20 protein-coding genes are annotated in these 21822 nt (G+C 63.2%); 15 read left to right on the top strand and 5 right to left on the bottom strand.

Features of this window, described 5'->3' with window-relative positions; genetic code table 11:
* Positions 1-11 precede the first annotated feature (11 nt).
* Entirely contained in the window at positions 12-845 is an 834-nt protein-coding gene (locus tag NKH06_RS09965; protein ID WP_128302996.1) for an ABC transporter permease, read from the top strand.
* A complete protein-coding gene (locus tag NKH06_RS09960) occupies positions 845-1651 on the top strand; it encodes an ABC transporter permease (protein WP_023812805.1) in 807 nt (268 codons plus the stop codon). Before NKH06_RS09965 ends, NKH06_RS09960 begins: the two co-directional genes overlap by 1 nt.
* Here NKH06_RS09960 and NKH06_RS09955 read toward each other — a convergent pair.
* Positions 1648-2433, bottom strand: a complete 786-nt coding sequence (locus NKH06_RS09955; protein ID WP_128302998.1) for a 2-keto-4-pentenoate hydratase — start codon at positions 2431-2433, stop codon at positions 1648-1650. The two genes, NKH06_RS09960 and NKH06_RS09955, sit on opposite strands and share 4 nt — an antisense overlap.
* A 290-nt stretch (positions 2434-2723) precedes the next feature.
* Here NKH06_RS09955 and NKH06_RS09950 point away from each other — a divergent pair, with 290 nt between their 5' ends.
* The 9 genes from NKH06_RS09950 to NKH06_RS09910 all read left to right on the top strand — a co-directional run bounded on the left by NKH06_RS09950 (position 2724) and on the right by NKH06_RS09910 (position 10604).
* A complete protein-coding gene (locus NKH06_RS09950; protein WP_128302999.1) occupies positions 2724-3131 on the top strand; it encodes a DUF3168 domain-containing protein in 408 nt (135 codons plus the stop codon).
* Between the two features lie 175 nt (positions 3132-3306).
* On the top strand, positions 3307-3609 hold the full coding sequence (locus NKH06_RS09945) for a hypothetical protein (RefSeq protein ID WP_127257297.1): 303 nt from the start codon (positions 3307-3309) through the stop codon (positions 3607-3609).
* A gap of 118 nt (positions 3610-3727) precedes the next feature.
* Positions 3728-4393 (top strand): response regulator transcription factor, encoded by a 666-nt coding sequence (locus NKH06_RS09940; protein ID WP_023812809.1) that lies wholly within the window; start codon positions 3728-3730, stop codon positions 4391-4393.
* Positions 4377-5810 carry an ATP-binding protein gene (locus NKH06_RS09935; RefSeq protein WP_352892891.1) on the top strand — a complete coding sequence of 478 codons (1434 nt, stop codon included), beginning with the start codon at positions 4377-4379 and terminating at the stop codon, positions 5808-5810. Before NKH06_RS09940 ends, NKH06_RS09935 begins: the two co-directional genes overlap by 17 nt.
* Before the next feature lie 186 nt (positions 5811-5996).
* The gene (locus tag NKH06_RS09930; RefSeq protein ID WP_023812810.1) at positions 5997-6434 is read left to right on the top strand and encodes an RT0821/Lpp0805 family surface protein; all 438 of its coding nucleotides are present in this window, start codon (positions 5997-5999) and stop codon (positions 6432-6434) included.
* A gap of 93 nt (positions 6435-6527) precedes the next feature.
* Entirely contained in the window at positions 6528-7667 is a 1140-nt protein-coding gene (gene ccmI / locus NKH06_RS09925; RefSeq protein WP_352441300.1) for a c-type cytochrome biogenesis protein CcmI, read from the top strand.
* 8 nt (positions 7668-7675) lie between these two features.
* Entirely contained in the window at positions 7676-8119 is a 444-nt protein-coding gene (gene ccmE, locus NKH06_RS09920) for a cytochrome c maturation protein CcmE (protein WP_023812812.1), read from the top strand.
* A gap of 32 nt (positions 8120-8151) precedes the next feature.
* Positions 8152-10143, top strand: coding sequence for a heme lyase CcmF/NrfE family subunit (locus tag NKH06_RS09915; protein WP_023812813.1), 1992 nt, complete (start codon positions 8152-8154; stop codon positions 10141-10143).
* A complete protein-coding gene (locus NKH06_RS09910) occupies positions 10140-10604 on the top strand; it encodes a cytochrome c-type biogenesis protein (protein ID WP_352441299.1) in 465 nt (154 codons plus the stop codon). Before NKH06_RS09915 ends, NKH06_RS09910 begins: the two co-directional genes overlap by 4 nt.
* On the opposite strand, the gene NKH06_RS09905 is transcribed toward NKH06_RS09910, so the two are convergent.
* Together NKH06_RS09905 and NKH06_RS09900 are read right to left on the bottom strand one after the other, a co-directional pair.
* The gene (locus NKH06_RS09905; protein WP_352441298.1) at positions 10601-10909 is read right to left on the bottom strand and encodes a type II toxin-antitoxin system RelE/ParE family toxin; all 309 of its coding nucleotides are present in this window, start codon (positions 10907-10909) and stop codon (positions 10601-10603) included. The two genes, NKH06_RS09910 and NKH06_RS09905, sit on opposite strands and share 4 nt — an antisense overlap.
* The gene (locus tag NKH06_RS09900) at positions 10906-11175 is read right to left on the bottom strand and encodes a CopG family ribbon-helix-helix protein (RefSeq protein WP_023812816.1); all 270 of its coding nucleotides are present in this window, start codon (positions 11173-11175) and stop codon (positions 10906-10908) included. The genes NKH06_RS09905 and NKH06_RS09900 overlap by 4 nt, the downstream gene beginning before the upstream one ends.
* A gap of 196 nt (positions 11176-11371) precedes the next feature.
* Here NKH06_RS09900 and NKH06_RS09895 point away from each other — a divergent pair, with 196 nt between their 5' ends.
* The 4 genes from NKH06_RS09895 (at position 11372) to NKH06_RS09880 (ending at position 18396) form a co-directional block, all read left to right on the top strand.
* A complete protein-coding gene (locus NKH06_RS09895; RefSeq protein WP_352441296.1) occupies positions 11372-12925 on the top strand; it encodes a Do family serine endopeptidase in 1554 nt (517 codons plus the stop codon).
* A gap of 350 nt (positions 12926-13275) precedes the next feature.
* Positions 13276-13950: a response regulator transcription factor gene (locus NKH06_RS09890; protein WP_023812818.1), complete on the top strand. Its 675-nt coding sequence runs from the start codon at positions 13276-13278 to the stop codon at positions 13948-13950.
* Positions 13951-13957: 7 nt separating this feature from the next.
* Positions 13958-15436, top strand: coding sequence for a sensor histidine kinase (locus tag NKH06_RS09885; protein ID WP_023812819.1), 1479 nt, complete (start codon positions 13958-13960; stop codon positions 15434-15436).
* Positions 15436-18396 carry a bifunctional [glutamine synthetase] adenylyltransferase/[glutamine synthetase]-adenylyl-L-tyrosine phosphorylase gene (locus NKH06_RS09880; RefSeq protein WP_352866514.1) on the top strand — a complete coding sequence of 987 codons (2961 nt, stop codon included), beginning with the start codon at positions 15436-15438 and terminating at the stop codon, positions 18394-18396. Before NKH06_RS09885 ends, NKH06_RS09880 begins: the two co-directional genes overlap by 1 nt.
* A gap of 485 nt (positions 18397-18881) precedes the next feature.
* Here NKH06_RS09880 and NKH06_RS09875 read toward each other — a convergent pair whose 3' ends face one another.
* Both NKH06_RS09875 and NKH06_RS09870 read right to left on the bottom strand, forming a co-directional pair.
* Positions 18882-19142: a type II toxin-antitoxin system prevent-host-death family antitoxin gene (locus NKH06_RS09875; protein WP_023812822.1), complete on the bottom strand. Its 261-nt coding sequence runs from the start codon at positions 19140-19142 to the stop codon at positions 18882-18884.
* A gap of 108 nt (positions 19143-19250) precedes the next feature.
* Positions 19251-21572: a PAS domain-containing sensor histidine kinase gene (locus NKH06_RS09870; protein WP_352441293.1), complete on the bottom strand. Its 2322-nt coding sequence runs from the start codon at positions 21570-21572 to the stop codon at positions 19251-19253.
* Between the last annotated feature and the right edge of the window lie 250 nt (positions 21573-21822).

The following is a 21822-nucleotide window of genomic DNA, read 5'->3' as shown; positions in this document are numbered from 1 at the left end:
ATCGGGTCGAAATGAGATCCTATCTCTCCGACAGGATGGGCGCGGCGCTGTTGATGGCGCCGCTGCTCCTGTTTCTTGTCCTGACCTATGCCTGGCCGTTTCTCGGCGTCGTCAAATGGAGCTTTACACTGCCGACGCCCGGCCTCGGCCAGTATGAGGCGCTGCTCACCGACGATCTCGTGCAGTCGGTGTTCATCCGCACGCTGCGCATCGCGGCGGTCGTCACTGTCGTTTCGGTGGCAGCTGCCTACGCCATCACCGTCGTCTGGGTGCGTGGAACCCCGGCACAGCGCCTGATCGCCGAGTTCTGCATTCTCGTCCCCTTCTGGATTTCCGTGCTGACCCGTGCTTTCGGCTGGGTGGCGCTGCTCTCCAATCGCGGCCTGATCAACACCTGGTTGCAGGCGATCGGCTTCATTTCCGAACCGTTGGCGTTGGTGCGCAACGAATTCGGCGTCATCGTCGGCATGACGCACTTCCTCATTCCTTTCGCCGTTTTCCCGCTGGCATCTTCCATGCGCAGCCTCGACGACCGCGTGCTTTTAGCTGCGCGTGGCCTCGGTTCCAGCCGCATGCGCACCTTCTGGACGGTGTTCGTGCCGATGACGCGCTCCGGCATCATCGGCGCGGCGATGATCGTGTTCGTCTTCTCGCTCGGCTTCTTCGTCACGCCGGCGATCCTCGGCGGCGGCCGCAGCGTCATGATCGCCGAGCTGATCTATCTCAGGATCTTCCAGAGCCCGGACTGGGGTCTGGGTGCAGCGATCAGCGTCGTGCTGGTGCTGTTCGTCGGCGCGCTGATGGCGCTTTTGTTCCGCTATGTCAGACCGAAGCAGTTGATCTGATGCCGACCTACCGCCCCGGTCCTGTCTCGCTGATCATCGCCGCCTTCGTGGCGCTGTTCCTGCTGATGCCGCTGCTCGCCGTCATCCCGGTGTCGCTGACGCCGAGCCGCATGCTGGCTATGCCGTCGGGCGAACTGTCGCTGCGCCACTACCGGGCGCTGGTCGAGGACCCGCGCTGGCTCCAATCGATCCTGCTCTCGATCCGTATCGGTGTCGTCAGCAGCGCCTTTTCAACCGTGCTCGCGCTGTGCTTCAGCCTTGGCGTCTGGATGTTCCAGCCGCGCTTTACCGCAGCCCTGGTCGGCTTCGTCCTGCTGCCGATGGTGGTGCCGCCGGTGGTCTCGGCGATCACGCTCTACTTCCTGCTGACCTCGATCTCGGGCTTCAGCGCGTTCTTCGGCTACGACACCTGGCTTGGCGTCGCCATGGCGCATTCGGTGATGACCGTGCCCTTCGCCACGGTGCTGATGCTGGTCTCGCTCAGCCAGCTCGACCGCCGCATCGACCTTGCCGCGCGGGGCTTAGGCGCCACTGTGTGGGAGCGCGCCACCCGCATCATCATGCCCAACATCAAGTTCGGCATCATTACCGCGGCGCTTCTCTCCTTCGTGCTGTCCTGGGAAGAAATCGGCGTCACCCTGTTCATCACCTCGGTCAACGCCATCACGCTGCCCAGGCTGATGTGGATGGGCCTGCGCGACAACATCGACCCGGCGATCGCCGCGCTCTCGGTGATCCTGATCATCATCACCGTTCTGGTGCTGGCGGTGCGCAGTTTCGTGGCCAGGCAGCGTGGGGGCTATTAGACAAACCGCACGGAGACGCTGCCGAACCTGCCCAAATCGCCAATGACTTCGTCGCCGGCCTCGACCCCAATCGGCGTCACGCAGGTACCTGTAATCACCACCTGTCCCGGTTGGAGCGCTATGCCCAGGCCCGACAGCTCGTTGACGATCCAGGTGAGCGCGATGCGAGGATCGCCCAACACGGCTGCTCCCGATCCGCTATGTTGCGGCCTTCCGGAAACGGAGGCGACCACGGGGTGCTTTGCAAGGTCCACGTCTCGCCAGTCGTCCGCCGCCTCGCCGATGACAAACAGATTGGCGCAGGCATTGTCCGCAATGAGTTGCGGCGCCCCGACGGCGCAAAAATCGTCATAGCGTGAGTCCGGAATTTCGATCGCCGGGTGCAAGGTCGCCACGGCTTCCATCACCTCGGCGATTTCATAGGGTGCCGGACGAGGCGGCAGCTCGCGGCCGAAGCGGAAAGCGAACTCGATCTCGGCCACGCGCATCTTGCTCGTCGCCAGGGAAACGGTCCCGCCGACCTCCACCGCTTTTTCGGCCAGGAGACGTCCGGCCATCGGGCCGTCGACGTTGATGTGCCTTTGTCCGGCCAGACTGGTGGCGGCAATCTTCCAGCCGAAAAGAGGGGCCACCGAGCGATCCATGACGTGCGACTGGATAGCGTAACCTTCGATCCGTGTTTGTGGGCGCAACGCCTCAGGTATGGCGTCGAGACGGGTGCCCTTGTCCCAGTGGCCTACCAACAGCCGCGACGCAGCCCTGGTCTTTTCTGCATCGAGCATCATCAGCTTCCGAAATGGCTTCGTGGATCAAAAACGGCAAGGAACATTGCGTCATGCGACCTTGTATGGAGCGAGAATATGTGACCAGGAATCGAGAGTCCATGTTCACAGCTCGGTGCCCGCGGACGATGGTGTTGGCAAAGTCGCCCTTTCGAGATCATCGGCATCCATCATTCCGATGACGAATCGCCATCGCCTCCGCGCGTCGAATGGCTATATCTGTCAGAACACGCAGAACGCGGGCTTCCGAAAAGCAATAGTCGGCAGCGCAGGAACCGGAGGAAAAGACGATGACCGCGCCAGGCGATTTACAGCAGGCACTGTTTCTCAGGCTGAAAAGCGATGCATCGCTATCGGCCTTGCTGGGCGGCGCCGGACTGCTCGAACGGCCAACCGAGAATGCCGCTTTTCCGTACGTGACCTGCGGCCATACCTCCGCTTTTGACTGGGATACGGGCGCCGAGAACACCGACGATCAGTTGATTACGCTGCATGTCTGGTCGAAAGCCCATGGCGACGCCGAAACGCTAGCCATCATGGCCGCCATCCAGGCGCGCCTTGCCGACGCAGCATTGGTGATCGGCCCTCGCGGCCAGACACGACTGTCGCTGGAATTTGCCGAAGCCCGCCATGACGAGGATCTGCTCGTGCATCACGGGCTGCTGCGTTTTCGCGCGATAACCCAGGAAAATGCCTGATGCGCTTTCAATATGGTCAAAACGGAGTCTAGACTGGGCTTTCGCGGGATTTCACCTGTTCGAGGCGGTGAAATTCCAGATTGACTGTCTCGCGTTGCAGGGGTGTGGCGAGGATGTTTTCAGCGGCGTTCACCGTTCATTTCACGTTCAGCACCGATGCGTTACAACGCCGGTCATGAAAACGCTTCGCTCCCACTTCCGAACCGCGACACTGGCGCTTTGTGCTGCCGGGCTGTTCGCGTCGCAGGCGATGGCGATGCCGGTCATCGCGCCGCCCGAGTTGGCCAGTCCGATCGTACTGGCGGCGTCCGATTGCTACGCCATCGGCCAACAGGTGGCCGAACAGAATGGCGGAACGCTGGCCAAGGCCTCGCAGTCGACGCGCGGCGGCCAGCCGGTCTGTGTCATCGTCGTGCTCGTTCCGGGCAAGGACGGACAACGTCCGCGCCGTTCCGAAATCGTCGTTCCGCTGAACTGATCCAATCAACCTTAGGCTACGTTTCCCAGGCCGCCGGAATCGGCCTATATCTGCCCCAGTCTTCAATCTGACAAAGCTCTTCAACAGGTAAAGCTCTTCAACAGGTATCGAACTCCGCATGCGTGTACTCGTCGTCGAAGATGACAAGGATCTCAATCGGCAGATATCGGATGCGCTGGTCGATGCCGGCTATGTCGTCGACCGCGCCTTCGACGGCGAGGAAGGCCATTTCCTTGGCGACACCGAGCCCTACGACGCCGTCGTGCTCGATATCGGCCTGCCGCAGATGGACGGCATCAGCGTGGTCGAGCGTTGGCGACGCGGCGGCCGCAAGATGCCGGTGCTGATCCTGACGGCGCGCGACCGCTGGAGCGACAAGGTCTCCGGCATCGATGCCGGCGCCGATGACTACGTCACCAAGCCGTTCCACATCGAGGAGGTGCTGGCCAGGCTGCGGGCCCTGATCCGGCGGGCTGCCGGCCATGCCTCGTCCGAACTGACCTGCGGGCCGCTGCGTCTCGACACCAAGGCCTCCAAGGCCGATGTCGACGGCGTGCCGTTGAAACTGACGTCGCACGAATTCCGCCTGCTTGCCTATCTGATGCACCATATGGGCGAGGTCGTCTCGCGGACCGAACTGGTCGAGCACCTCTACGATCAGGATTTCGACCGCGATTCCAACACCATTGAGGTGTTTGTCGGGCGGCTGCGCAAGAAGATGGGCATCGACATGATCGAAACCGTGCGCGGCATGGGCTACCGCATGCGTGAGCCGGAGGCGTAACTCGGAACCGCTCAAACCAACCGCGAGGACGCCGCTTTCGCTGCGTTTGTGGCCGCGTTCGCTGACGTTCCGCGTCATCGCCTTTTCCACGGTCTGGGCGATCGTGACGCTCGTTGTCATCTTCACCTTGATCACCACCCTATACCGCCAGGCCAGCGAGCGCGGCTTCGACAGCCTGCTTTCGGCGCATCTGTTCAACCTGATCGGTTCGATCGGCATCTCCGACAGCGGGGCGCTGACCGGCGCGCCAGACCTCGGCGACCTTCGGTTCTCGGAGCCGAATTCGGGCTGGTACTGGTCGGTCGAGCCCGCTTCGGAGGGCGTGCATGGCGATCTCCACTCGTCGTCGATGACCACGACGATCCCGTCACCGAGCGTTGCCGAGGTGCCGTTCAACACCAGCTTCCAGCGCAGCTACGCAGCCGAAGGCATCGACGGCGAGCAACTCGAAGTTTTCGAGAGCGAATTCGTTCTCGACGCCAAGAACCGGGCCGCGCGTTTCCGGGTCATGGGCAACCAGAGCGAACTCGAACAGGAAATCGCTACCTTCCAGCGCCGCCTGCTGACCTATCTCAGCCTGTTCGGCGTCGGCATGATCGCCATCAACGCGATCGCCATCCTGCTCGGCCTGCAGCCGCTGCGCCGGGTCAGGAACGCGCTAGCCATGGTGCGCGAAGGCACCGCCCAGAGGCTCGACGGCCGCTTCCCGGCCGAGATCGAACCGCTTGCCAACGAAACCAATGCCTTGATCGAAAACAACAGGCGCATCGTCGAGCGGTCGCGAACACAGGTCGGCAATCTCGCCCATTCGCTGAAGACGCCGCTGGCGGTACTGCTCAACGAGGGCCGCGCGCTCGGCGGTGCCAAGGGGCAGCTGATCGCCGAACAGGCCGCTTCCATGCAGAAGCAGGTTGAACACTATCTCCAGCGCGCCCGCGTCGCGGCACAACGCGACAGCGTCGTCTACCGCACGCCGGTGACGCCGCTGGTGCAGCGCATGGTGCGGGTTATGCAGAAGCTCAATCCGCGGACAAATCTGTCGCTGTCGCTGCCGGCGGCCGAGATCGTCTTCGCCGGCGAGCGCGAGGACCTTGAGGAGTTGCTGGGCAATCTCCTTGAAAACGCGATGAAATGGGCAAAGAGCGCGGTGCAGGTTTCGGTCGTGCCCTTGACCGGCAAGGACGACCCGGCCGGCCTTTTCGAGATCGGCATAGAGGATGACGGTCCCGGCATTCCGGAGGACAAGGCGCGCGAGGCGCTGAAGCGAGGACGGCGTCTGGACGAGACAAAGTCCGGAACAGGTCTGGGGCTGGCCATTGTCGCAGACCTTGTCAACGAGTATGGAGGCGTTCTGGCGCTCGAACGGTCCGGTATGGGCGGATTGAAGGCGGTGGTGCGATTGCGGAGCCTTCAGTGATGTTCACTAGGGCCAATCGACATAGAGGGACGGGAGATGTTATTGGGCGGCATGTCGATTGGTCCTGCAGCGGCCAGCGGCCAAATTTCCGACAAATATCAATACTATGGCCACGCCAACTTCTCCGATGACGCGGCCCCCGGCGCATCCCTGGCAGGCTCCCACTCAAGAAAATCGGTTGTTGGCATGAAGATTCGCGTCGCTCTCGTTTCCGCATTGCTGGCTGTTTCCGGCTGCACCACCTTGAGCGGCAAGGGTCCAACCGTGGCAGTGACACCGGCCTCGACACCTCCTTCCAGCGGCAAGGTGACCACGACGATCATTTCGGCGATGGGCGGCGGCCTCATCAGCGGGGCGATCGGCAACGGCCTCAGCGAGACCGAGAAGCGCAGCGCGCTCGAGGCTGAATACAAGGCGCTAGAATATACGACCAGTGGCCAGAAGGTGACGTGGAAGGGCGCTCAGGCTTCGCGCTACGGCGAGGTGGTTCCGGCCCAGCCGTACCGCGTCGGTTCGCAGGACTGCCGCCAGTACACGCAGACGGTGTTTTCCGCCGGTGCCGGGGTCACGGCGCGTGGAACCGCTTGCCGCAACGCCGATGGCAGCTGGACGCCGCTGACCTGACGACCGTCTGCCGACGATTGGCGGCTGGCGTCGTCAAAGCGTCGCAGCATGCATCTGTTGGCACGGCAGAGCTCTGCCGGTATTGGAAGAACCATGCTGTTCTGGGTCATAGCCGCCATTCTCACGCTGGGTGCAAGCCTGGCGGTGCTGCTGCCGCTGGCCGCCAGCGCCAAGGGCGCGTCGTCGAGCGGCGAACATGATCTCGAAGTCTATCGGGACCAATTGTCCGAGCTTGACCGCGACGCCGCGCGTGGCTTGATCCAGCCGGCCGAAGCCGCCGAGGCCCGCGCCGAGATCGCTCGCCGCATCCTTCGCCTTGACAATGCGGGTGCCGTCGGCGGCGCAAACCCTGGCCGAGCGCCGGTCACGGCAAGGCTGGTGGCAACCGTAGCCGTGCTGGCGGTGCCGCTGGTCAGTTGGGGGCTCTATGTCAAGCTTGGCTCTCCTGACCTGCCGTCGCAACCGCTCAGCGAGCGGTTGGCCAAGAATCCTGCCGACAGTTCGGTCGACGAGCTGGTGGCGCGGGCCGAAGCCCATCTGGCCGCCACTCCCACTGACGGCAGGGGCTGGGACGTGCTGGCACCGGTCTATCTGCGCATGCAGCGCTTTTCCGACGCGGCAGGAGCCTATCGCAACGCCATTCGGCTCGATGGCGACAGCGCCGTTCGCCAGGCCGGTCTCGGCGAGGCGATCGCCAGCGCGGCAGGCGGCATTGTCTCGGCCGATGCCCAGGATGCTTTCGAAGCAGCCCTGAAGCTCGATCCGGCCAATGCGAAGGCCAGCTTCTACCTGGCCATGGCATTGGCGCAGGAGGGTCGCGCCAAGGAAGCGACCACGGCATGGCAGGCGATGCTGGACAGATTGCCGCCGGATTCGCCATGGCGCGGTGCCGTCGAGCAGGCGCTCGCCAAATCCGGAAGCTCCGACGTCGCTTCCGGCGGCGCCACCAACGGTCCCGATGCCGGCGATGTCGACGCCGCATCCTCGATGTCGCCGCAGGACCGGGAGACCATGATCAATACGATGGTTGCCGGCCTCGACGACAAACTGCGGCAAAATCCGCGCGATCCGGAAGGATGGATGCGGCTCGTTCGTTCCTATGTCGTGCTCGGCAAGGCCGATCAGGCGCGTGAGGCGCTCGGTCGCGCCATTGCCGTCTTTGGAGCCGACAGCGACCAGGCGAAGAAATTCACTGCCTTTGCCGCTTCGCTTGGGCTTGCGGCGACGGAGTAGAACAAGACATGACGCGCAAGCAGAAACGATTGTCGGTGATCGCGGGCGGGCTGGTCTTCCTGGCTGCCGCGACCGGGCTGACTTTTTACGCGCTTGGCCAGAAGGCCTCCTATTTCTACATGCCGGCCGATCTCACCACCGCCAGTGTTCAGCCTGGCCAGCGCATCCGGTTGGGTGGATTGGTCGAAAAAGGCACGATCCAGCGCGGGCAGGGGGCCACGGTCGGCTTTTCGGTGACCGACACGCACAAATCGGTCAAGGTCACCTACACCGGCATCCTGCCCGACCTTTTCCGCGAAGAGCAGGGCGTCATCACCGAGGGTACTTTCGGCCCGGACGGGGTTTTTGTTGCCGATAGCGTGCTGGCCAAGCATGATGAGCGCTACATGCCCAAGGAGGTTGCGGACGGCCTCAAGGCCAAGGGCGTCTGGCAGGAGAACAAGAGTGAATAGCTCCGGCAGGAGAGCGACAATGGATCACGGGCATGGTTGAAACGGGACATTTCGCCCTCGTCCTGGCGTTTGCGCTTTCGCTGGTGCAGACGGTGGTGCCGCTGTTTGGCGCGCGCCTGAACAACCAGCGCCTCATGGCCGTCGGCGGTCCGGTCGCAGTGACCGGCTTTGCCTTGACGGCGCTGTCCTTCGCAGCGTTGGCGAGTGCCTATGCAAGCTCCGATTTCTCGGTGGCGAGCGTGTGGGAAAACTCGCATTCCTTGCAGCCGTTGATCTACAAGATCACCGGAACTTGGGGCAATCATGAAGGCTCGATGCTGCTTTGGGTGTTGATCCTGACCTTCTTCGGCGCGCTCGTCGCCGCTTTCGGCTCCAACCTGCCGGCGACGCTGCGCGCCAATGTGCTTGCGGTGCAAGGCGCCATCGGCGCCGCCTTCTTCCTGTTCATCCTGGCGACGTCCAATCCGTTCATCCGGCTCAATCCGGCGCCGATCGAAGGCCGCGATCTCAACCCGATCCTGCAGGATCTCGGCCTCGCCATTCACCCGCCTTTTCTCTATCTCGGCTATGTCGGCTTCTCGATCTGTTTTTCCTTCTCGGTTGCCGCTCTCATCGAAGGCCGCATCGACGCGTCCTGGGCACGCTGGGTGCGGCCGTGGACGCTGGTCGCCTGGATGTTCCTGACCGGCGGCATCGCCATGGGATCGTACTGGGCCTACTACGAGCTCGGTTGGGGCGGTTTCTGGTTCTGGGATCCGGTCGAGAACGCCTCCTTCATGCCGTGGCTGGCGGGGACCGCGCTGCTCCATTCGGCCATCGTCATGGAAAAGCGCTCGGCGCTGAAGATCTGGACGCTGCTGCTCGCCATCCTGACCTTTTCGCTGTCGCTGCTCGGCACCTTCCTCGTGCGTTCAGGCGTGCTGACCTCGGTGCACGCCTTTGCCACCGATCCGACGCGCGGCGTGTTTATCCTGTGCATACTGACGCTGTTTATCGGCGGCTCGCTGGCGCTGTTTGCGCTGCGCGCTTCCCGGCTGACGACCGGCGGCCTGTTCCAACCGATTTCCCGAGAAGGGGCGCTGGTCCTCAACAATCTGTTCCTGACGACGGCGACGGCGACCGTCCTCGTCGGCACACTCTATCCGCTCGCCGTCGAAGCCTTTTCAGCCGACAAGATCTCGGTCGGCGCGCCGTTCTTCAATCTCACCTTCGGACCGCTGATGGTGCCGCTGCTGCTCGTGGTTCCGTTCGGGCCGTTGCTGGCCTGGAAGCGCGGCGATGTCTTCGCCGTCGCGCAGCGCCTTATGGCGGCCTTTGCAGCGGCGCTGCTGGCGACGCTGGTCACCGCTTTGTTCATCGACGGCGCCTCGGTGTTCGCAGCCCTGGGCGTTGGCCTTGCCGTCTGGCTGATCCTTGGCGCGCTCACCGACCTCGCCGTCAAATCGGGGGTCGGCAATGTCGCAGCGGGGATCATGGTCAGGCGCTTGCTCGGCCTGCCGCGCTCGGTCTTCGGCACCGCCTTCGCTCACCTTGGCCTCGGTCTGACCACGCTCGGCATCGTCGGCACACTTTGCTTCGGCACCGAGAAGATTCTGTCGATGCATGCCGGTGAGACCGTCGAACTGTCCGGCCATACGCTGCGTTTCGTCGGGCTTCATCCGGCCCAGGGACCGAATTACAGCGAGGATCTCGGCCGCTTCGAACTGATCGGCGTCAGCGGCAGCCCTGTTGGCGAAATCAGCTCCGCCAAACGGTTTTATCCGGTGCGGCAGATGACGACGACGGAATCGGGCATCAGGACGATTGGTTTCTCGCAGCTCTACATCTCGCTCGGCGACGAGGGCAATGACGGTTCCGTCGTCGTCCGTCTGTGGTGGAAACCGCTGGTGACGTTGATCTGGGGCGGCGGCCTGATGATGATGGCGGGCGCGGCGATGTCACTGATGGACCGGCGCCTGCGCGTCGGCGCGCCGTCGCGGCGGCGCAAGCAGGCGAGCGCGGTGCCATCCGCGACCCTGCCATGAACGCGCGGCTTTCGCTGACCTCCATTGCCCTGCTGCTGGCGCTGTCCTTTGCCGGCACGGCCCTGGCGGTGAAGCCTGACGAGGTGCTGCCTGATCCGACGCTGGAGGCGCGGGCGCGGGCGCTCTCGGAAGGCTTGCGCTGCATGGTCTGCCAGAACCAGTCGATCGACGAATCCGATGCCGACCTTGCCCGCGACCTGCGCGTCCTTGTGCGTCAGCGCCTCGTCGCCGGCGACACCGACCAGCAGGTGATGGATTACGTCGTGTCGCGTTACGGCGAGTTCGTGCTGCTGAAGCCGCGTTTCGACCTGCGCAATGCGTTGCTTTGGGGCACGCCCGTCCTGCTGTTGCTGGTGGGAGGCGGTTTCATCGTGCTGACCGCGCGGTCGCGCCGCGTGCTGGCGACCAATGCGTTGACCACTGAGGAACAGGCGGCGCTGGACAAGATACTAGGCAATTAGCTCGGCCATTCCTCCGAGGGCCAGTCCCGCGACGTGTGAATGACGCGCAGGATAGCGACGCTCTGACGGCTAGCGATCGGGCGCAACTCATAGGCAATGATGTAGGGCAGGCGGTCGATGAGCTTCTCATATGTGCCTGTCACTTGGCCTGGGCGGCCCGTCGCCATCTCACCAAGGCCCTGGCCCATTTCACGAATACGATCCGCCAGGCGTCGGGCGGCAGCAGGATTGTCCTGAGCGATAAAGGCAACTTGCTGCTTAAAATCGTCCAGCGCTTCTCGCGACCAGGCGACGAACCGCTTCACGCCTTGCCCAAGCGCCTGGCTTCCGCCGATTCGATGACTGCGTCGATTTCCGCCATCGCATCGTCGTGAGGCACGACACGGCCAGCCGCCGCATCTTCCATGCCGCGTTTGATGCCTTCAATGATATCGAGTTCGCGATCGACGTAGGCCGAGACCGCCTCGGCGGCGAGGAACGATTTGCTACGCCGGGTGTCGGTGGCGATCCGCTCCAGCTTCAGCTTGGTTTCGGGAGAGACCCGGATGGTCATGGTGGTGCTTGCTGTCATTTATGAAAGCCTTGTGCTGAGTTGTGTACAAGATAGCACATTGGACATCGCAGCCAAGGGGATTGTACGTCCCCTGACTCCCAAACATTACCAAAGTTTCATGTGTCGGAAATGGCGCTGTAATGTGTGCCGCTCTAATTCTCTTTTCCTGAGGATGCCGATCAAGCAGCGTCCGTTGAAAGAGGATAAGAAATCCATGAATATTGCCCCCAATTCATATTCCGTCACCCGCAAGCGTCTCATGGCTGCCGTCGCATCTGTCGCGGTGGCCGGTGCGATCGGCGTTGGCGCGCTGACCAGCGGAACCAGCCCTGTTCTGGCCGATGCCGTGCGCGTCGAGGCGCCGCAGGTGCCGGGCTTCGCCGATGTCGTCGAGCGCGTTTCTCCCGCCGTTGTCAGCGTCAAGGTCAAGGCCAAGATCAGCCCGGCCGCCGATGATGGCTCCGACCCGTCCGACGACCAGGATGGCATGAACAACCTGCCCAACAATCCACAGCTGCGCCGCTTCTTCAAGGAATTCCGTGGCTTTGGTGACCAGGACGGCCAGGGTGGCGGCAACAGGCGCTTCAGCCACCGCGACCGCAACAACGACCAGCCGCGGCCGGTTGCTCAAGGCTCCGGCTTCTTTATCTCGGATGACGGCTATCTCGTCACCAACAACCACGTCGTTTCGGAAGGCTCGGCCTTCACCGTGGTGATGCATGACGGCAAGGAGCTCGACGCCAAGCTGATCGGCACCGACCCGCGCACCGATCTCGCCGTGCTTAAGGTCGACGGCGTCGGCAAGTTTACCTATGTCGACTTCGCCGATGACTCCAAGGTTCGCGTAGGCGACTGGGTGGTGGCCGTCGGCAATCCGTTCGGTCTTGGTGGAACCGTCACCGCCGGCATCGTCTCCGCCCGCGGCCGTGACATCGGCGCTGGCCCTTATGACGACTTCATCCAGATCGACGCATCGGTCAACCGCGGCAATTCTGGCGGTCCGACCTTCAACCTCAACGGCCAGGTCGTCGGCATCAACACCGCGATCTTCTCGCCGTCAGGCGGCAGCGTCGGCATCGCCTTCGACATTCCCGCTTCGACCGCCAAGCAGGTCGTTCAGGACCTGATGAAGAGCGGTTCCGTGCAGCGCGGCTGGCTCGGTGTGGAAATCCAGCCGGTCACCTCCGACATCGCTGAGTCGCTTGGTCTGAAGTCCAACAACGGCGCACTGGTTTCCAGTGCCCAGGACGATGGTCCCGGCAAGAAGGCGGGCATCACGGCCGGTGACGTGATCACCCAGGTCGACGGCAAGGATGTCGCTTCGCCGAAGGAACTGGCCCGGCTGATCGGCGCCTATTCGCCTGGCAAGTCGGTCGACGTCACCGTGTGGCGCGACGGCAAGAGCCAGACGGTCAAGGTCGATCTCGGCAAACTGCCTTCGAGCGACAAGCAGGCCTCTGTCGATCAGCAGCAGCCCGCCGCCCCGGCCAAGCCCGACACGCTGGCCGATCTCGGCCTGACCGTTACCAAGTCTGAAAACGGCAAGGGACTGGTGGTGACCGATGTCGATCCCGACAGCGACGCCGCCGATCGCGGCATCCAGCCGGGCGACGTCATCACATCGGTCAATTCGACCGAAGTGAACGGCACCGAAGACGTCACCAAGGCGATGACCGAAGCAGTCAAATCCGGCCGCAAGGCAGTGCTGATGCAGATCACCCGCGACGACACCAATCGTTTCGTCGCGCTGCCCGTCGCCAAGGGCTGAGGTCGGTCCCGGAGCGTTCTCTCGGCCTTTCCAGGTGGGTGAGGGCGTTCCGGCGGCAGGTTGGACTTTTCCAGTGCGCCGGTTCAACACCCCCGAGCCGCCGTAAGGGAAAGCATGGAGGAGCGCGCGTTAGTCAGTCATCGCGCCTTCCCCCGGCGGCAGCGGGCTTCCCATCGCCCGCTGCCGCACACTTTCAAAAGCGCTTCCGCGATCCGATGCAAACGACATCGGCGGCGAGCAGCTTTATCGCGCACGGCTTCGGGCAATCTTGATCGCGGTGCGCTTTGGCAAAGGCCACAATGCAGATGTCTGCCACTCAACCTTCCGGCGAAATCGCGTATAACAGCCCTATGAAGATTCTCGTCATAGAAGACGATCGCGAGGCTGCGGATTACTTGCAGAAAGCCTTTGCCGAGGCCGGTCACACCGCGCATGTCGCCGGTGACGGCGAAACCGGCTTTGCGCTCGCCGACGCCGGCGACTACGACGTGATGGTGATCGATCGGATGATGCCGCGTCGCGACGGCCTGTCGGTCATTGCCGGTCTCCGGTCCAGGGGCAACACAACGCCAGTGCTGATCCTGTCGGCGCTCGGCGAGGTCGATGATAGGGTCACGGGTTTGCGCGCCGGCGGCGACGACTACCTGACAAAACCCTATGCCTTCTCCGAGCTTCTCGCCCGCGTTGAGGTTCTGAACCGTCGCGCCAGCGCCAAGGAAGCCGAAACCGTCTACCGCGTCGGCGATCTCGAACTCGACAGGCTGTCGCATTCGGTCCGCCGTGCGTCACGCGAGATCACATTGCAGCCGCGTGAATTCCGCTTGCTCGAATATCTGATGCGGCATGCCGGCCAGGTGGTGACACGCACCATGCTGCTGGAAAATGTCTGGGACTACCATTTCGATCCGCAGACCAATGTCATCGACGTCCATGTCTCGCGGCTGCGCGGCAAGATCGAGAAGGGCTTCGACAAGCCCATCCTGCATACGGTTCGCGGCGCCGGCTATATGCTGAAGAGCGGCTAGCTGCGGCATGGCTCTTTCCGTGCCAGCCATCATGAAGACGACGGCAGCGCGGCTTTCGGCGCTCTACTTCCTGCTCTTCGCGCTCTGCGCGGTGGCGCTCGTCTTCTACATGACGTCGCTGTCGGCGCGAATGCTGACCGCGCAGACGCAGGAGACCATCAATGACGAAGTGCTCGGCCTTGCCCGCGCCTATCAGCGCGGTGGCCTGCCGATCCTGGTGCGCGTGGTGGAACAGCGCTCGCGCCAGCCCGGCGCCAACCTTTACCTGATCGCCGACGCCAACGGCCAAATCCTGACCGGCAATGTGCAGAGCCTGGAGCCGGGCGTTCTCGAGAACGAAGGCTGGACCAGCAGTCCGTTCTCTTATCAGCGCTTTGGCGAGGGAGAGCTCGAGCGCCTGCGCAACCTTCCCGCCGAGCAGGGTACCACCACCCAATCCGAGCAGAACGATGCGCAGGCGCAGGGCGAAAAGGGCCACAACGCCATTGCGCTGGTGCTGCGGCTGCCGAACCAGATGATCATGCTGGTCGGCCGCGACCTTGGCGAGCCGGAGCGGTTTCGTGCGGTCATCCGCCGTGCGCTGATGCTGGCGCTCGGCATGATGGGGCTGGGCGGATTGCTGATCTGGTTTTTTGTCGGCCGCGCCGCGCTGAAGCGCATCGACAGCGTGTCGGAAGCCAGCCGCCGCATTATGGGCGGCGATCTGTCGGGCAGGCTGCCGGTGACGGGGGTTGGCGATGAGTTCGACCGGCTCTCCGAAAATCTCAATGCCATGCTGGCCAGGATCGCCGCGCTGAACGAAGGCCTGAAGCAGGTTTCCGACAACATCGCGCATGATCTGAAGACGCCGCTGACCCGGCTGCGCAATCGGGCCGAAGCGACGCTTTCGGGCAAGCAAAAGCCCACCGATTACCGGCAGGCGCTGGAAGGCACCATTGCCGAGTCAGACCAGTTGATAAAAACCTTCAACGCCATCCTGATGATTTCCCGGCTGGAGGCTGGCTACTCCTCGGAGAACACCAACCGCGTCGATCTGGCGGAGGCCGTGCGCGATGTCGTCGAACTCTACGAGCCGGTGGCGGAAGAGGCAGGCGTATCACTGGAAGCAGACGCGCGCGAGGCGGTGTCCGTCAACGGCAACCGCGAACTGATCGGCCAGGCGCTGTCGAACATCGTCGACAACGCCATCAAATATTCCACAGGCGCCAATGCCCAGCCGGCGGTGCGCGTCACGCTCGAGCGAGCCGGTGCGGACGTTCGCCTGTCCGTTGCCGACAATGGACACGGCATTCCCGACGATGGCGACCGCGCCCGCGCCACGGAACGTTTCGTGCGGCTGGAGAAGAGCCGTTCGCAGCCGGGTTCCGGTCTTGGCCTCAGCCTCGCCAAGGCGGTCATGACGTTCCACAATGGCCGGCTTGAACTCTTGCCTGGCAATCCTGGACTATCCGTGGTCATGAGTTTCCCGGCTCGGGAGGATCACTGATGAGCACTGCAGCGAAGCGGGTGGAGACTGGATGGCTGCTGAAGCCGGCTGCCAAGCTTGCTCCGCTCGACAAGGACCGTGCGCGGTTGGAACTGGCCGAGATCGCTTCCGCCACGCGCGAAGAAGGACTGACGCGGCTGGCCAAGTTCCTGGCAGGCAAAGGGGAGGGCCAGGATTTCCTTGCCGCCGTCTTCGATCTGTCGCCGTTCCTGCGTGATACCGCACGTCGCCGGCCGCAAATCCTGGACGGGCTGTTCGAGCAGACGATCGAGGCTCGGCTGAAGGCGATCGGCGCCGCCATCGACCAGGTGCATCTAACCGAAGCAGTCTCGGAATCCGGCCTGATGATGGAGCTGCGCCAGTGGAAGGCGGAGGCGCATTTCCTGATCGCGCTGGCCGATCTTGCCGGCGAGGCCGAAACGGCGCTGACGGTCCGGCGATTGAGCGATCTTGCAGACGCCTGCACCCGTGCGGCCGTCGACTTCCTGCTGCGTGACGCGCATGGCCAGGGCAAACTCAAACTGCCGGATGTCGGCAATCCATCGAAACAGTCGGGCTGGATCCTGCTCGGCATGGGCAAGCTCGGCGCGCATGAGCTGAATTTTTCCTCCGACATCGATCTGGTGGTTTTCTTCGATCCGGAAGCGCCCGCCGTCGTCGATCCGCTCGACGCCACCGAGTTGTTTTCGAGGCTGACGCGCCGCCTGGTGCGCATCCTGCAGGACCGCACCGAACACGGTTATGTCTTCCGCACCGATCTGAGACTGCGCCCAGACCCCGGTTCGACACCGCTGGCGATCCCGGTCGAGGCGGCACTGCGCTACTATGAAGCACGCGGCCAGAACTGGGAGCGCGCCGCGATGATCAAGGCACGGCCGGTGGCAGGCGATCTGGCCGCGGGTGCGGCCTTCCTCAAGGAGTTGCAGCCCTATATCTGGCGCAAATACATGGACTACGCGGCGATTGCCGACGTCCATTCGATCAAGCGCCAGATCCACGCCCACAAGGGCCATGGCGAGATTGCGGTCAAAGGCCACAACGTCAAGCTTGGCCGCGGCGGCATTCGAGAGATCGAGTTCTTCGTCCAGACCCAGCAGCTCATCGCCGGCGGACGCTTCCCTGAACTGCGTGGCCGCGAGACCGTGCCGATGCTCGGCGAGCTTGCGACCCGCGGCTGGATCACCGCCGAGGCGCGCGATGCGCTCGCCCGCCAGTACTGGTTCCTGCGCCGCGTCGAACACGCCGTGCAGATGGTTGCCGACGAGCAGACGCACACGCTGCCGGAAGATGATGAAGGCCTGGAGCGCATCGCCTACATGCTCGGCTTTGCCGATGCTTCTGCCTTTTCTCAAGCGTTCCGTGCCTCGCTGCAGCAGGTCGAACGTCACTACGCGGCACTGTTCGAAACAGCACCCGAACTGTCGACCGGCATCGGCAACCTGGTCTTCACCGGCGATGTCGACGATCCCGATACGCTGCAGACCTTGCACGGGCTCGGCTTCCAGCGGCCAAGCGACATCTGCCGCGTCATCCGTGGCTGGCATTTCGGCCGCTATCGCCTCACCCAGTCGGCGGAGGCACGCGAGCGGCTGACGGAACTGACGCCGGCGCTGCTGCGCGCCTTCGGCCAGACGCGCCGGGCCGACGAAGCTCTGATGCGCTTCGACGAGTTTCTCGCCGGCCTGCCGGCTGGCATCCAGCTGTTCTCCCTGCTGCAGTCCAATCCTGCCCTGCTGAAGCTTCTGGCGACGATCATGGGGGCCGCCCCCCGGCTGGCGGCGATCATCACCCGCAGGCCGCATGTCTTCGATGGTTTGCTCGACCCGGCCTTGCTCACCGAACTACCGGACCGCGCCTATCTGTCGGCGCGACTTTCCGCCTTCGTCGAGGGCGACCGACTTTACGAGGATGTGCTCGACCGGCTGCGCATTTTTGCCTCCGAGCAGAAATTCCTGATTGGTGTCCGGCTGCTCGCCGGCTCGATCGATCCGGCGCGGGCCGGCCGCGCCTTTTCCGATCTGGCGGATCTCACCATCGAGGCTGCGTTGAAGGCGGTGACGGCCGAATTCGCGGCACGCCACGGCACCATTGCCGGCGGCGTGGTTTCGCTGCTCGGCATGGGCAAGCTCGGCAGCCGCGAGTTGACTGCCGGATCGGATGTCGACCTGATCCTGCTCTACGACCACGCGCCGGATGCCGAAGAGTCCAACGGTGACAAGCCGCTGGCGCCTTCGCATTACTACACCCGCATGACGCAAAGGCTGATCGCGGCGGTGTCGGCGCCGACGGCGGAGGGCGTGCTCTACGAACTCGACCTGCGCCTGCGGCCGTCCGGCAACAAGGGGCCGGTGGCCACCCATATCGATGCCTTCAAGAAATACCAGCGCCAGGAGGCCTGGACCTGGGAGCACATGGCGCTGGCCCGCGCCCGCGCCATTGCCGGCGACGCCAGCCTGTGCGGCGAGGTTGAAGCGGAAGTGGCGACGGTGCTTGGACAGCCGCGCGACGCCGCCAAGGTGATGGCCGAGGCTGCGGACATGCGGGCCATGATCGAGAAGGAAAAGCCGCCGCGCGATCTCTGGGACATCAAGCTTATTCCCGGAGGATTGATCGATCTGGAATTCATCGCCCAGGTGGCCGTCATCACCGGGCAGGTCGAGACCGGGCGCCGCGCCACCGGCACCGCCGAGATCCTGTCGCGCCTTGCATCGGGCTTCGCCGATGCCGGGATAAGGCAGGAGCTTGGCGATGCCTACGCGCTCTATCTTGCACTGACCCAGATGACGCGGCTGTGCCTCACCGGAGCCTTCGAGCGCGACGACGTTCCGCCGGGGCTTTCGGATCTGCTTCTGGCGGTGACCGACTTGCCGGATTTCGGTGTGCTGGAAGCACACCTCAAGGAGACGTCGCAGAAGGTCAGGAAGGACTTTGATCTTTTGTTTCGTTCGGGATCACCGTGAAGCGATCGTCCCTTGGAATTGAAGACGTTTCGTGTTTTCCAGTCTCATGCAGCTACTCTGTTCGCCGAATCTGCCGGAGCGCGCGGCGTGCGTGAGCCTGCAAAATTCTCTCCCGCAGATAGGCGTAGAAGCGCGGCGGCAGCATACCATAGTCGAATCGGGACGGTTTGCTTCCCGCGATGGGCCTGAGATCGGGACCCGGCCAGAGGAAGTCATTGGTTTCGGTCACGACGATCCATGACGGCGTGTCATCGAGGCCGAGATGGGCTTTGAGTGGCGCAGGTATTTCTACTGCATCGGCAGGATCAGCCGGTGGCGAGTGTGTGACCGGAACGACCGTTATGACTTCACGGCCCTCCACGACCCGGCGCGCGGCGACAATGGCGCATGGTCGGTTTTTGCGACCTTCTTCGGCACCCTTTCGTGTTCTCTCACCCAGAGGTAAGAATAGGAAATCACCAGACCCGGGATAGGTTTGGGCAGGCTCACGGTGTCCAGTCTTTGAGCATCGCATCGAGCCCGGCATATTCGCTCGGTACGGCGCTTTCGGCGATGGCGTTCAGCGTCTCATCATCCAGTTCTTCCGCGTTACGGGCGACTCGTCCCTTGACCAACACCTCGAACATCGCCGCCGACAGGAGTACCGTGTGGGTCCGGCCATTCTTTGTGATTGCGACCGGCGCACGCTGGGCAGCGTCCTGAAAACGCCCGACATTCTGCTGGAATTCTGTTGAAGTCACTCGCATGACAAAGTCTACCTTTCTTATCTAAGGTGGATAAAATAGATAACTTTGTCAAAGCGTTTCACCTCGCGTCCATGAGGTGGGATCAGGCCTGGGATGGTGATAAAATATTCACGCTGCAACCTTGATCGCCGGCACGGCCCTCTTCACCGGAATGCGCACCGACACGATCGTGCCGACACCTTCGCTCGACCGGATCTTCAGCGCGCCGCCCTGAAGCTCGGCCAGCGAACGTGAGATGGCAAGGCCAAGGCCAGACCCGGCATGGCTCTTGGAGAACTGGTTCTGCACCTGCTCGAAGGGCCGTCCTAGCTTGCCGAGCGCCTCCTTGGGGATGCCGCAGCCATTGTCCTCGATCGTCAGCACCAACGCGCCGGATGTGTTGCGGGCCCTGACCGATATGTGGCCGCCCTGGCCGGTGAACTTCACCGCATTGGACAAAAGGTTGATGACGATCTGCTTGATCGCGCGGCGATCGGCGACCAGCGTCAGCGCATCGGCAATGCGCGTTTCCACGGTGATGGCCTTTTGCGCCGCCTGCAGCGAAACGACGCGTACGGTTTCGCTGATCAGCGGGCCGAGGTCGATTTCTTCCCGGTCCAGCGAGAATTGGCCGGCCTCGATCTTGGACATGTCGAGAATGTCGTTGATGACGCCCAGCAGATATTTTCCGCTGCTGTTGATGTCGGTGGCATATTCCTCGTAGCGCTCCGATCCGAGCGGGCCGAACAGCCCTTGTTCCATCAGTTCGGAGAAGCCGATGATCGCGTTCAGCGGCGTGCGCAACTCATGCGACATGTTGGCCAGGAATTCGGATTTGGCCCGGTTCGCAGCTTCGGCGCGTTCGGTTTCCTTCATGTATTTGCGGTTGAGGTCGACCAGTTCGCGCGAACGCTCCTCTTCGGCCCGCCGCGCGAGGCTGAGATCATGGATCGTTGCCATCAGCCGTCGCTCGCTGTCGACCAGCTTCTCCTGGTGCAGCTTGATCTGGGTGATGTCGGAGCCGACCGAGACGATGCCGCCGTCCCGGGTCTTCAGTTCGTTGACCTGCAGCCATCGGCCATCGGCCAGCTGCCGCTCGAAAGTGGCGCCGCCCTGCAGGCCGCTGGTATGGGCAAGCCGCCGTTCGGAAGCAAAGGCCAGCATGCGTTCTTCCAGCGCCGCGCGCGCGGTGCCCGGCATCACGTCGCGGTCCGAAAGCCCGTTGTCCTGCTGGTATTTGGAATTGCACATGATCAGGCGCTGCGTCGAATCCCACAGCACAAAGGATTCGTTGATGTTCTCGATCGCCGTTCTGAGGCGAAGGTCGGCAGCCTCGGAACGCAGCGCCAGATGACGCTGTTCGGTGACGTCGACGGCGATACCGATCAGCTGTATCTCCGGCGCTTCCGGATCGATGACCTGTGCCCGTGCGCGCATCCAGATCCATTGGCCGTCGGCATGGCGCATGCGGAACACCTGGTCGATATGGTCGATCTCGCGTGCGACGATTCTGTTGGCGAGTTCGAACAGGTCGCCGTCCTCGGGATGGATGATCTGATCGACCTCGCCGAAGGACAGCATCGTTTCGCACGGCTTGTAGCCGAGCATGTCGTACATCGAGCGCGACCAGTACATCTTGCCGCGCACCATGTCCCAGTCCCACAGGCCGCAGCGGCCGCGAACCAGCGCCATGTCGATGCGCTGATGCGCTTCGAGGTAGATGCGGTCGGCCGCCTGCGCACGCGCGGCCTGGCCGAAATAGGCATAGAGGATGACGATCAGCACGCCGGCCGTCAGCACGAACAGGGTGACGTTCAGCGAAACGGTCTTGCGCCAGGCATCGAAAACCGCGTCCTGTGGCACCAGGGCCGCCGATGCGCCCTTTCCGCCATCCGCCAGGCTGACCGCCGCGTACCAGTCCCGTCCGTCGATGTTGACGTCCATGACGCCGGCACGATCGCCGAACATGAACAAGGGCTGGCCGCCCTCGACGAGGCCGTCCAGCGAATGGCCCTGCCATGGCATCGAGCGCGGCGTCACCGCGACGATCTTGAAAGCGCTGTCGGTGATGACAAGCACATGGCTGCGGCCCATCGCGCCCTGACGGCTGGTGGTCTCCAGCAGATCCTGTATGGCGCCGGGCACTGTTTCCGAGGTGGTGGCGAGCGAACTGGCCAGCTGGCCCGCCGCCAGCGTCAGGATCGCCTTGGCATTGCGCTCGACATCGTCGCGCTCGTTCATCAGTGACAGCACGCGCAGCGCCGCGATGACGATCAGGAATGTGATGATGAGGGCGGGTATTGATCGGCGCAGCAGCGGCTCGGCGGCCAGAAGCCGCCGGTAGGCCGGTTCGGCGATGAGCCGCGTATTCCCGGCAAGACCGTCGCCGCGCGTCTCGCGATGCGCAAAAACCGTCCCTCCGGGCGCGCCCCACGCGTCCGCCTTCGCCATAAATGGCACTCCCCGAATTGCCTATGCTGCTTGGTGATCCGGCAAACGCCGCACATCCGAATCGTCAGTAAAGAATCAAAGGTGATTCGCCTTGTCCAGTGGTCCGGCGAAAATAGATTAAAAATCGACTAAAATAACGCCGAAATGGTCGATCTCCCCCACGAGGGGCCCGTTGCGTTATTAAGTTATAGGGGCAAGGAGGGAGGGTCAGGCCAATGTGGGGTGCCTTGCGGCTCGGGTTTGAGGCCGG

Origin of the sequence: Mesorhizobium sp. M1342 (genome assembly GCF_040317955.1) — a bacterium.
Lineage (GTDB): Bacteria > Pseudomonadota > Alphaproteobacteria > Rhizobiales > Rhizobiaceae > Mesorhizobium.
The sequence above is the reverse complement of the archived record's forward strand: the minus strand, read 5'-3'. Positions and strand labels throughout refer to the sequence as shown.